We start from the raw sequence: 12446 nt of genomic DNA on the forward strand, positions 1-12446 counted from the left end.
TAGCCTCGGCCCCCCTTGCCATCTTCCCGATGCATCCGGGTCCAACGATGTCTGCCGCCGATTGTCCCATGACAGAAATTCCGGACGTGCTGCTGGCTGCGCTCGAATGCGCCGACGGCGGTATCGTCATCGTCGACAGCGCCCGTCGCATCACGCATTTCAATGCCGGTGCAGAGCGGATCTGGAAACTCGCGCGCGCCGAGGCGCTCGGCCGCGACGCCGAACTTCTCACGCTCAAATGCCTTCAGGCCGATCCGGTCGCGGAGTTCCGCGACGAGATCAGCCTCGTGCGGCGCGACGGCACCCGGATCCGGGCGGCGATCTCGCTTTCATCCGTCACGCGTGGCGGCGTCACCCATCACGTCGTGTTCGCGCGTGACGTCACCGCGGAGGCCGAGCGCCGCGTCAGAATCGGGCTTCTCCACGCCGTCTCCGACCAGACCAACCGCGCGGTGCTCATCACCGACACGGAGCAGAACATCGTCTACGTCAATTCCACCTTCGCGACGCTGTTTGGCTACTCCAGCGAGGAGGCCGAGGGCCGCCGCGCAGGCGAGTTGATCGCCGGCCGCCACACCGATCGGAAGGCCGTCGCGAAGCTCGTCAAGCGCCTGATGACCGGCGGCCGCCGCGGCGAAATCGAGACGCTGGTCTACAACAAGGGCGGCGAGGAGATCTGGGTCTGCGCCCGTATCGACGTCTTCCGCGACAAGAAGGGCCGGGCCAGGCACATCTTCGCGCTGCTCGAGGACATCACCGAGACCAGGCAGCTGCGCTCGCTCCAGCAGCTCATCATGAGTGCGCTGGCCGACGAGGTTCCGATCACCGATATCGCCGACAGGCTGTGCCGAAGGGTCGAGGAGATCGCGCCTGACGTGGTTTGCTCGCTGCTCCACGTCGATGCCGCAGGCCTTGTCCATCCGCTCGGCGGGCCCAGCCTGCCCGAGGACTATTCGCGTGCGCTGGACGGCATCGCGATCGGTCCGAATGTCGGATCCTGCGGCACCGCCGCCTTCTACGGTGAACCGGTGCTGGCCGAAGATCTCGACACCGATCCGCGCTGGCAGCCCTACAAGACGCGTCCGCTCGAAGTGGGCCTGCGCGCCTGCTGGTCGACACCGATCAAGGCCAAGGACGGCCGGGTCATCGCCACCTTCGCCTTCTATTTCCGTGAACCGCGCGCGCCGAGCAACTGGCACCGCCGCATCGTCAACGCCTGCGTCGATCTCGGCGCCTTCGCGATCGAGCGCAAGGAAGCGCGGGCCGAGATCGCGCGGCTCGCCTATCACGACATTCTCACCGGGCTGCCGAATCGCGCGCAGCTGCGGCACCTGATCACCACGGCCATCGATGCCTGCCCGACCGGAAGCCACGTCGCGCTGGCCTTCCTCGACGTCGATCATTTCAAGGACGTCAACGACACGTTCGGCCACGCTGCCGGCGATGAGCTGCTGATCCAGCTCGCGCAGCGCCTGCGCGAGCAGATAGGCCCTGAGGACATGCTGGGACGGCTCGGCGGCGACGAGTTCGTCATCCTGCTGCCGCAGCGCAACGCCGAGAGCGCCGAGCGCGTCGCGGCCGGGGTCACGGAGGCGCTCGCCGCGCCGCTGCGGCTTGGCTCCAGGCAGCTGCAGATGTCGGCAAGCATCGGCATCAGCCTCTATCCCGACCATGCGACCGACATCGACACCTTGATGCAGCAGGCGGACGCGGCCATGTACATGGCCAAGCAGGCCGGCCGCTCCACCCATCGCATCTTCAGCGCCGAAATGAACGGGCTCACCGAGCAGCGCCTGGCGCTGATTGCCGCGCTGCGCCGCGCCGTCGCCGAGGGCGCGCTGACCCTCAGCTACCAGCCGCAGATCCGCAGTTGCGACGGTGCCGTCCACGGCGTCGAGGCATTGGCGCGCTGGCACGATGCCGTGCTCGGCGACGTCTCGCCGGCGAAGTTCATCCCGCTCGCCGAAGAGTGCGGCCTGATCGACCAGATCGGCCTGTGGTCGGTGCGTGAGGCCTGCCGGCAGATGGCGGACTGGCGCCGCGCCGGGCTCAACATTCCCAGCGTGTCAGTGAACCTGTCGCCGATCAATTTCCGCAACGTTACGCTGGCGGCGCGGCTCAAGGACATCCTCGCCGAATACGATCTGCGGTCGGACGCCCTGATGCTCGAGATCACCGAGGGCACGTTCATGCGGGACAGCGTCGCCGCGCTGGAGACGATGAACGCGATCCGCGAACTCGGCGTCGGGCTTTCCGTGGACGATTTCGGCACCGGCTATTCCAGCCTCAGCCGGCTCGCGCATCTGCCGATCCGCGAGCTGAAGATCGACCGCAGTTTCATGCGCGACATCGAGAGAGACGCGGGCGCGCTCGCGGTCGCTACCGCCGTGGTGCGCGTCGGACAGGGCCTCGGCATGACCGTCGTCGCCGAAGGCGTCGAGACAGAAGGCCAGCGCAGGACGCTGGCCGAGCTCGGCTGCGACGTCGTCCAGGGCTTCCTCTACGCGCCCGCGCTGCCGCCGGTCGCGTTCGAGCGCTGGCTGATCGAGCACTGCACCGAGCAGGCGAGGGCGATGCTGGGGCGGCTCGATGTTACGCCGGCCGGTCGCGACGTGGTGAAGCGGTCGGCATAGTCGGCTCCAGGGCGTTCGCGCACAATCCGGCAGTCATCCCTCTCAACGGGTAGCTCCAGCCCCAGCTGATGATCGGCTGGTCGGATTTTTGTTTCTGGATATTTCTAGTTGCCGATCGGCAATATCGAGCAATCGGAGCGGCGCCCTGCCAAATGCTCCGCGCCAGCTCCCGTTCCTACCACCGCGCAACCGGGCAAATCCAACTGCCAGGGCGAACTCAGGACTGGATGGGACTCGGGGCAACGTCACCTCGGGTCCGCCAAAAGCACGGAAAGCCACCATGACCTCGATTTCTGCGCTCTCCTCCCATCACCACCGCTCATCACCGTTGCAACAAATACAAGACGAACTGCAAACGGAAGTCGATTCCGGCGCGATCGATGCGTCGGATCAGTCGGCGCTGTCGGCCGCGCTCAGCAGCATCGGCTCCGCGTTGCAGTCAACCGGCGCCAGCGATCAATCCGGCGGCGGGACATCTTCGCCCGACGCCTTCGCGTCGAAGATTAATGGCCTCATCCAGCAGCAAGTGTCGGCCGGCAAGTTGACGGACGAGCAGGCCACCGAGCTGCAAGGAATTTTCAAGGCGGCGCTCTCGCATGGGCCGCACGGAGCGGGTGGACCGCCGCCGGACGGGCCACCGCCATCCGGCGAGCCTCCCTCGGTCAACGGCACGGACGACTCGTCAAGCGGCAATTCGACGGCGGAGCTGCTGCAACAGTTTCTCCAGCAGCTGAAAAGCTCGCTTGCCGACTCGACCTATAGCGCGACGAAAGCAGGCGATACGACCAATGCGAACGATCCGTCGTTGTCCGGCGTCCTGATCAACGATCGGATCTGATATCGGCGGCGCGCCGCGCTGACTCGGTTCGCCGCATCGAAACCAGGGCCCGCCATGAATGCGCGCCCTGGTCTCACGTTGGCTCAGCGAGCGATCAGTAATCCCAGAACACCGGCACCCAGCGGAAGGCGTCGCCGGCGACCGCCACATGGCCGACGGACGGGAACGGCATGTGGGTCGCCACCAGCATCTCGCCGCTCGCGGCAATCTCTCGCAACAGACCGACCCGAACGCGCGCCGCCTCTTCGGGGTCGTGTTCGAAACCGTTGTGCCAGTCGGGTTGATCGAACCCGACGGCAAACACGGCGTCGCCGGCGAATGTCAGCCCGTCGCCGCCGGATGCCACGCGAACCACGCTGTGTCCGGGGGTGTGACCGCCGGTGCGACGAACGACGACGCCCGGCGCAACCTCGTGCTGCTCATCGAACTTCCGCAATTGACTTCCGTACTCCTTGACGAATCGCTTGGCGGTCGCCCGAAGCGCGTCCGGGAAACCCGGCGGCATGGCGGTGTGGGAGAAATCGGGCGCCTCCCAGAATTTGACCTCGGCGGCCGCCACGTGGATCCGCAGGTCTTTACGCAGCCGCTCCTTCACCCCGTCGACGAGCAGTCCGCCAATGTGATCCATGTGCAAGTGGGTCAGCACCAGATCGGTCACGGACGAGAGGTCGATGCCGGCGGCTTCCAGTCGCTTGATCAACTGGCCGGCGCGCGGCAAGTGCAGATCCGGGTCTGACCCCAGTCCAGCATCGATCAGGATGGTCTTGTCGCCGCTGCGGACCACGACCGCATTCAGCGCCCAGTCGAAAGCGTCCTGCGGCAGGAACATGTCGTGCAGCCAGGTCGCACGGACGGCCGGGTCGGCATTGTGCGCCAGCATCGTGGTTGGCAGCGGCAGCACGCCGTCGCTGACCACCAGCACGTCGATTTCGCCGACCTTCAGCGCGTAGCGCGATGGAACGAGCTCTTCCGGCTTCGATGTCGCGGGGTATGAGGTGTTGTGCAGGTTCATGTTGGTCTCCTGTTTCAAGGTAGGGCTCCCGGCTGGTCTTGGTTGAGCAGGCCGCGCAGCCAGGGAGGTGCGGCCGTGATCGTTTCGTGCTTCTAGAGGCTCGTCACACGCTCCGGATCGGCCGAGGCGAGCGCTGCGGCACGCTCGGCGCGGGGCGGGTAGATCCAGACCGTGTTGATCTCCTGCTTGGTCTTCTTGGCGACGTCACCGACCATCTCGACCTTGCGCTCCCAGCCGCGCGTGAACAGCGCGCCGGCTTCGCCGAGATCGAGGCAGGTGACGTAGGCCTTCTGGTGATACGGCCTGGTCGGGACGCGCAGGAGTTCAGCGGCCGCATTGTTGCCGGCAAAGGCGCCCATCCGCGTGGCGTGCTGGCAAGACATCAGCGCGTAATTGCCCTCGTCGTCGCATGCGGCTCGCGCCGCATCGCCGGTGGCGAAGACGCCGGCGACGCCGGACACGCGCAGATCGCGGTCCACCAGCAGCCGGCCGAAATTGTCGCGCTCGGCGGGAATCTGCGCTGTCAACGGCGCGGCGCGAATACCGGCTGCCCAGATCACCGTCTCGGTTTCGATGTGTTCGCCGGTCGACAGCGTCACGCCGGATTTGTCGAGCGAGGCAACGCCGGTGCCGAGCCTTGTCTCCACGCCGAGCTTGCGCAGCGCTTGCTCGATGACCGGGCGGGAGCCTTCGCCCATGTCGGGAGCGATTGCGCCGTTACGCTCGACGATGATCACGCGCGTCCTGGCGTTTTGGCCGAAGATGGCGCGCAGGCGCGCGGGCAGCTCGGTCGCCGCCTCGATGCCGGTGAAGCCGCCGCCGGCGACCACGACCGTGTCGCGTCCATTGACGGCCGGCCGGTCGGCGAGGCCATGCAGATGCTTGTCGAGAGCAACCGCATCGTCGAGCGAGTCGACGCTGAAGCCGTGCTCGGCAAGGCCGGGAATGTTGGGTCGGAACAGGCGGCTGCCGGTGGCGATCACCAGGCGGTCGTAGGACAGGGTCTTGCGGGTGCCTTTGGGAGTCGAGATCTGCACCGTCAGCGCCTCGGTGTCGACAGTCTCGGCGCTCCCCTGGATGTAGTCGACGTCGATCGCCTTGAGGACATCGAGCAGCGGCGCCGTCAGGGTTTCCGGCTTCGGCTCATAGAGCCGAGGGCGGACCACCAGCGTCGGCTCCGGTGCGATGAGCGCGATCTCGAGCTCTTCCGGCGAGACGCCCTGAATGTCGCGCAGGCGGGCGGGCGGAGAGGGCGGCGTACATGCCGGCGAAGCCGGCGCCAATGATGAGCAGTCGCATGTGGTTCACTCCTGGATTTGGTTCTGGGTTTGTTGGTTCGAAACGCGCGCCATCGCCGCCGCTCGATGCGAGCAGTGCCTGTTGCGAGCGATGATGACGCGAAGAGGTGAGACGGAGACCGCCTGGTCCTTACGGCGCGGTGCAGTTGGGCAGCGAGGACAGCAGCGCAGGGCCTTCACATCCTGCGCGGCAGCTTCGCGGGCCCGATGGCCAGCCGCGCAGGGCGACCGGCAGCGCAGGTTTGTTGGTCCAGCCGCGATCGATCAGGATCGACGTCGAGACCTTGGCGTCTTGTGCGATCTGTGGCGGCGCCTCTTCGGCCGTCGGCGAGGTGAAACGCACGGTCAGTGAAAGCCCGTACATGAGCGCCGTCGAGACGGCCTTCCGTCGTGGCGCGATTGCAAGCCGTTTCCTGTCCATCGTTTGTCTCCGTCCCCATGATGTGACGTTGCGATGTTTAGCCAACCGGATCGTCGACTGCGCCAGAGCGATTGCCGTCCCTGTCGAGAGATTGCTGCTAACCCACGCGCCTGCGCCAATCGCCCGGCGCCTAGCCGGTTAGCGGCGCGGAGGCCCGGCGTATTTCCCGAAGCGGCAATGCCTTGTCCGATCCTGCTGCAATCAGGCGCACGTTTTCAAAAACGCACGATTGGGGCGGGCGGCGAGTTGTCGGAGAATTCAACGCCGGTCGGATGGTGGGTCCGGTCGTGCGACTGATATCGGCGATCCAGGCTAGTTCGACGACAATCCGGTCCTGCGCCTCAAATCCGTGATCGCGCGCAGAAAACTGTCGGCCGGCGTCGTCTCCGGATCGATCAGGCGGTGCAGGCGAAAGCCGTCTTCCAGCGCCAGCACGACGGAGGCCATCCATGGCGGATTCAGCGTGTCGTTCCTGCCGTTGCTCTTCAACGTGGCCTCGACGATGTCGGCGACCAGCTTGCGCCGCGCGCGCAGCCGCTTGGCAAGCTCCGGGCGGCGCTTCTCGGCGCGCGCGACGAACAGGATCATCTCCATGTGCAGGAGGGGCGAGCGGCCGAGCGGGTCTTGCCGGCTGCGATCCATCGTCTTCAGCGCCGCGATGAAATCGTCGAGATTGTCGTGCTGCGCGAGGATGTCGAGGTTGCGCCGGATCGACTGCTCGACATGATCCTCGAGCATGGCGATGATCAATTCATCCTTACTCTTGAAGTTGGAATAGAACGCGCCGCGGGTGAAGCCCGCGGCGGCCGCGATCGCCTCGATGCTGGCGCCGCCGATGCCGTCCGCCTCGAACACGCGCGCGGCCGCCTCGAACAGTTTGTCGCGCGTGTCGTCCCTGGTCGGCCTGGTTCTCAGCCTTGACATCGGCGCAGGTTAGGGCAGAATGCAACTCGATACAACAATGTATCGAGTTTATAATCCTGGGGATGGTTACGCCGCGCGCAAGGGGACTGCCGGCGTATTCGTGTCATGCGGCAACCGATTGAGGTCACCATGAACGAGCAAGTGCAACCCGCAGGCGGACCGCTGTTCAATCCGCTGTCGCCGGACTTCATCCGCGATCCCTATCCGCACTATGACCGGCTGCGCACGATCGAGCCGATCCATGTGACGCCGTTCGGGCAGTTCGTCGCAAGCCGCCATGCCGACGTCAGCTTCGTGATGCGCGACAAGCGCTTCGGCAAGGATTTTGTCGAGCGCTCCAAGCGCCGCTATAGCCCTGCCATCATGGACGAGCCGGTGTTCCGCAGCATGAGCCACTGGATGCTGCAATCCGATCCGCCCGACCACACCCGCCTGCGCGGCCTCGTCGTGAAGGCCTTCACCGCCCGTCGCGTCGAGGACATGCGGCCGCGGATCCAGGCGATCGTCGACCAGGCCATCGATGCGGTGATCGAGCGCGGCCACATGGACCTGATCGAGGATTTCGCCTTCCGCCTGCCGGTCACCATCATCTGCGACATGCTCGGCATCCCCGAGGATCATCGCGAGACCTTCTACAACAGCTCGCGCGATGGCGGGCGGCTGCTTGACCCCGTGCCCCTCACGCCGGAAGAGATCGCGAAGGGCAACGCCGGCAACATGATGGCGCAGATGTATTTACAGCAGCTGTTCGAGCTGCGCCGCCGCAATCCCGGCGACGATCTCACCACCCAGCTGGTGCAGGCCGAGGAAGACGGCCACAAGCTCACCAACGAGGAATTGACCGCCAACATCATCCTGCTGTTCGGCGCCGGCCACGAGACCACCGTCAATCTGATCGGAAACGGCCTGCTCGCGCTGCATCGCAATCCGGATCAGCTCGCGCTCCTGAAGGCGCGGCCCGAGTTGATGGTCAACGCGATCGAGGAATTCTTGCGCTACGATTCCTCGGTGCAGATGACCGGACGCGTGGCGCTGGAGGACATTGCGGATCTCGGCGGCAAGAGCATCCCCAAGGGCGAGACCGTGCTGTGCCTGCTCGGCTCGGCCAACCGCGATCCGGCGGTCTACCCTGATCGCCCCGACCGGCTCGACGTCACCCGGCCCAACGTCAAGCCGCTATCGTTCGGCGGCGGCATCCATTTCTGCCTGGGCGCCCAATTGGCGCGCATCGAGGCCGAAATCGCCATTGCGACGCTGTTGCGGCGGCTGCCGGATCTGCGCATCGACGACGTCGAGAACCCGGAATGGCGCCCGACCTTCGTGCTGCGCGGCCTGAAACGCCTGCCGGCAAGCTGGTGATGGCCGCCAGCGCTGCATCTGCGCGCGCCGGTCCTCATCCTGAGGAGGCTGCAAAGCAGCCGTCTCGAAGGATGGCCGCGGGCGCGGGGCCTCTATGGTTCGAGACGGCGCTTAGCGCGCCTCCTCACCATGAGGGTCTTCCCGCCAGCGTTAACCTCCGCGCGCAACAGTCGCTGTGACTTCGCCACACTTCCCTTTATATAAGGGGCTGTTCCGGCGCGCCTGAGGCCCTCAGGTTCGGCCCGGGCCGGTTTGGCCGAGGGGAGACCCGTGCAGACGACGCTGCTCGGATTGGCGATTGCCTTCATCATTGCGCTGCTGACCGCGCTGATCGGGCCTTACTTCATCGACTGGAACCAGTTCAGGCCCCAGTTCGAGGCGGAGGCGGGCACGATCATGGGCGTGCCGGTGCGGGTGGCGGGCGAGCTGGATGCACGGCTGCTGCCGGCGCCGACGCTGCGGCTGCGCTCGGTCACCTTCGGCGGCAACAACGATCTCGGCCGCCTGCGCGCCGACAAGCTCGACGTCGAGTTCAGCCTCAGCTCGCTGATGCGCGGCGAATGGCGTGCCACCGAGCTGACTGTCAACGGCATGGCGGTGGATCTCGGCCTGGATGCCAAGGGACGGGTCGATTTGCCGTCCACCGCGAGCCGCACCTTCAATCTGGCCTCGCTTGCGATCGAACGGCTGAACCTCACCGGCCGCATCGCCCTGCACGATGCCGCCAGCCGCTCGACGCTGGAATTGAACGACATCACCTTTTCCGGCGACGTGCGCTCGCTGGCCGGCTCGGTCCGCGGCGACGGCAGTTTCACCGCCACTGGCGTGCGCTATCCGTTCCGCGTCTCCTCCGGGCCGAGCGCCGACGGCAGCGCCACCCGTCTCCACCTCAACATCGATCCCGGCGAGCGCACGATTTTGGCCGATTTCGAAGGCGTGCTCGCCTTCGACAACCGCCTGCCGAAATTCGACGGCGCACTGACGCTCGCTGTGCCCCCGGTCAAGAAGGCGGGCGCGGCGGGGCCGACACCCTGGAAGCTCACGGCAAAGCTCAAGGCCGATCCGGCCGGCGCCAAATTCGATCAGATCGATGCGAGCTTCGGCGCCGAGGACAATGCGCTCAAGTTTGGCGGTGTCGGCGATGTCAGGTTCGGGGCCTCGCCGCTGCTGCGCGCGGTGCTGTCGGCGCGCCAGGTCGATGCCGACAAGCTGGCGGGCAAGGACGATGCCGAGCCGCAGCGCGTCTTGCCGGCGCTGCGCGCGGGCCTTGCGGCGATCCCGCAGGCGCCGATGCCGGCGCAGATCGAGTTCAACTCCGACCAGATCATGCTGGGCGGGCGTCCGCTCCAGAACATCACGGCGGAGCTTCAGACCGACGGAAGGTCCTGGACTTTCCAGCGGCTCGAGCTGCGCGCGCCCGGCATGACGCAGCTCTCGCTCAACGGCGCAACGCCGGGCGCCGACAGCTTTAGCGGCCGTCTCAGCGTCGAGTCGTCCGACCCCGATACGCTGGTGGCCTGGCTCCAGGGCCGCAGCGAGATCAACCGCCGCAGCACGCGGCCGCTGCGCCTTGCCGGCGACGTGACCATCGCCGCCAACCATCTCGCCGTCGACAGGCTGAAGGCCGAGATCGAGGGCGGCGCGGTGGAGGGCCGCATCGCCTTCGTCCAGACCGGCGCGAGCAAGGGCTCGCGGATCGACGCCGAGCTCAAGGCCGACCGTCTCGACCTCGATGCCGCCGCAAGCTTCGTGCGCGCGCTCGCGGGGCCGCAGGGCGAATGGCCGGAGGAAGCCAAGCTTTCGCTCGATGTCGGCCGCGCGATGTCGGCCGGACAGGAGCTGCGGCCGTTCACGGCGAAACTCGGCTACGGCCCGGCGGCGCTGTCGCTGGAGCAGTTGCGCTTCGGCCAGGCGAGCGGGGTGACCACCGAAGCGAGCGGCAGCTTCGACCGCGTTCATGCCACCGGCAAGCTCGCGCTGAAATCCTCGGCCAATTCGCTGCGTGAGCTCACCGCGCTGCTCGAGCCGATCGCGCCTTCGGTGCGCGCACGGTTCGACGCCATCCCGTCATTGCCCGGTGCGACGCGGTTGAAGCTCGACCTCAGCCTCGACAAGAACGCCGACCATGCCGATCGCAACGACGCGCGCGCCGTGCTCGATCTCGATGCGCCGCAGCTCAAGGCCACCGCGACGCTGGCCGGGCAGACGCCGGTCGCGGCGGTCAACGGCATCGACATCGACCGCTTGCGCAACAGCGACTTCACGCTGGACTCGAAAATTTCGACGCCGAAGGCCGGCGCATTGCTGGCGCTGCTGGGCCTTGATCGCGTCGCCGCCGCGGGCGAGGGCGCCTCGCAGTTCGAAGGCCGGTTGAGCGGCGCGTGGCGCCGGCCGTTGCAATTGAACGCAAAGCTCAGTGGCGGCGGACTGGATGCGGATGCGCAAGGCAGCATCGAATTGTCGGACCCCAGTTCGTCCCAGCCGAAGGCCAGCGTGAATTTGCGCGTGCGCAATGCCAATCTGGCGCCGCTGTTCGGGACCAGCCCGGCGGACAAGTCAGTGCAGAGCGTCAACCTGTCCTCGCGCGTCGGCCTCTCCGGCAACCGCCTGACCTTCGACGATCTCGACAGCAGTGCGGCCGGCTCGCATCTGCGCGGGCATCTCGCGGTGACGCTCGATCAGGAGAAGAGCGTCGATGGCGAAATCGGCCTCGACGCGCTCGATCTTGCGCCGGCGTTCGCAATGGCCATCGGCGCCGCCGGACGTGATGCCGGCGATCCCCTGAGTGCGGGGCTGCTCGGCGGCTGGCGTGGCCGCATCGCCTTCCAGGCTTTACGCGGCACCTTGCCTGACGGCATCGAGCTGCGCCCCGTCGGCGGCACGATCCGTAGCGACGGCCAGTCGCTCGCGCTCGACGCGCTCAAGGGCGGGGTCGGCGGCGGTGAGATGTCGGCGAGCTTCGACGCGCGCAACGGTGCCAATGGCGTTGCGCTGAACGCGCGTATCGAGCTGCGCAATGTCGATGCGGCGGCGCTGCGCTACCGCGATCTCGCATTGCCCAAGGGACGCGCCTCAGTGCAAATGGCCCTGACCAGCCAGGGCCGCAGCGTTGCGGCGTTGACCGGTGCGCTCGCCGGCAATGGTACGGTGACGCTCGAGGCCGCGGAAATCAGCGGCCTCAATCCGCGCGCCTTCGAGATCGCCATCCGCGCCAGCGACGGCGGCCAGGTTGCCGACGACAACAGGCTGCGGCAGCTCGTCGAGCCCGCGCTGTTGGCTGGTCCGATCGCGGTCGCCTCGGCGCAGATCCCGTTCACGATCCGCGACGGGCGCCTGCGCGTCGGCGCGACACCGCTGGAAGCAAAGAACGCCCGCGCCATTGTCTCCGGCGGCTACGACATTCCCGCCGACCAGGCCGACATCCGCGCCAGCCTGACGCCGATCATGACCGGGCTTTCCGGCGCGCCGCCGGAGATCCAGTTGTTCGCGGCAGGTCCCCCCGACAAGCTCAACCGCACCGTCGATCTCGCGCCGCTGTCGTCATGGCTCGCGGTGCGCACGATCGATCGCGAGACGCGCCGGCTGGATGCGATCGAGCGCGGCGAGCCGCCGCCGGCGACTGCGGCGCTGCCGACGCTGGTCTCGCCCGATCCGGTGCCCGAGCCGTCGCTGACCGACGTGCCGTTGCCCGGCCGCGATCCGCGCCGCGCGCCGCCGAAGCCAAAGGCCGCGCCGACGCCGAAGGCGCCGCAGGCAGCGCCCGCGGTGCCGAGCCCGCCACTCACAAGCCCGCCGCTCGCGAGCCAGCAGATCGCCCCGCTGCCGCCGCCGATCGAGGTGAGGCCGGCGCCGGGCCCGCCGCCCGCAAAACCCAAGCCGAAGCCACCGCTGGTGCTGACGCCGTCGAATCCGTGAACGCGGCAGCCTGTTCGGCAAGCGCTGGCCCTTGCCCGCCGGTAAA

At 67.1% G+C, this 12446-nt stretch carries 7 protein-coding genes and 1 pseudogene; 4 read left to right on the plus strand and 4 right to left on the minus strand.

The window, feature by feature from the left end:
- Positions 1–47: 47 nt before the first annotated feature.
- Complete coding sequence (locus HAP41_RS12315; RefSeq protein ID WP_166101743.1) at positions 48–2633, plus strand: EAL domain-containing protein; 2586 nt, start codon at positions 48–50, stop codon at positions 2631–2633.
- Between the two features lie 280 nt (positions 2634–2913).
- The gene (locus HAP41_RS12320; protein ID WP_166101737.1) at positions 2914–3471 is read left to right on the plus strand and encodes a hypothetical protein; all 558 of its coding nucleotides are present in this window, start codon (positions 2914–2916) and stop codon (positions 3469–3471) included.
- A 94-nt stretch (positions 3472–3565) separates the two neighbouring features.
- On the opposite strand, the gene HAP41_RS12325 is transcribed toward HAP41_RS12320, so the two are convergent.
- The 4 genes and pseudogenes from HAP41_RS12325 to HAP41_RS12340 form a co-directional block, all read right to left on the minus strand.
- Positions 3566–4483 (minus strand): MBL fold metallo-hydrolase, encoded by a 918-nt coding sequence (locus tag HAP41_RS12325; RefSeq protein WP_166101732.1) that lies wholly within the window; start codon positions 4481–4483, stop codon positions 3566–3568.
- Between the two features lie 92 nt (positions 4484–4575).
- Positions 4576–5782, minus strand: a pseudogene (locus HAP41_RS12330) (NAD(P)/FAD-dependent oxidoreductase).
- Between the two features lie 129 nt (positions 5783–5911).
- Positions 5912–6202, minus strand: coding sequence for a hypothetical protein (locus HAP41_RS12335; RefSeq protein ID WP_166101726.1), 291 nt, complete (start codon positions 6200–6202; stop codon positions 5912–5914).
- A gap of 312 nt (positions 6203–6514) precedes the next feature.
- The gene (locus tag HAP41_RS12340; protein ID WP_166101723.1) at positions 6515–7126 is read right to left on the minus strand and encodes a TetR/AcrR family transcriptional regulator; all 612 of its coding nucleotides are present in this window, start codon (positions 7124–7126) and stop codon (positions 6515–6517) included.
- A gap of 129 nt (positions 7127–7255) precedes the next feature.
- Here HAP41_RS12340 and HAP41_RS12345 point away from each other — a divergent pair, with 129 nt between their 5' ends.
- Together HAP41_RS12345 and HAP41_RS12350 are read left to right on the plus strand one after the other, a co-directional pair.
- Positions 7256–8485, plus strand: coding sequence for a cytochrome P450 (locus tag HAP41_RS12345; RefSeq protein ID WP_166101721.1), 1230 nt, complete (start codon positions 7256–7258; stop codon positions 8483–8485).
- 270 nt (positions 8486–8755) lie between these two features.
- Complete coding sequence (locus HAP41_RS12350; protein ID WP_166101718.1) at positions 8756–12400, plus strand: AsmA family protein; 3645 nt, start codon at positions 8756–8758, stop codon at positions 12398–12400.
- The last annotated feature ends 46 nt before the right edge of the window (positions 12401–12446 follow it).

This window comes from Bradyrhizobium barranii subsp. apii (genome assembly GCF_011516635.5).
Classification (GTDB): Bacteria; Pseudomonadota; Alphaproteobacteria; order Rhizobiales; family Xanthobacteraceae; genus Bradyrhizobium; species Bradyrhizobium barranii.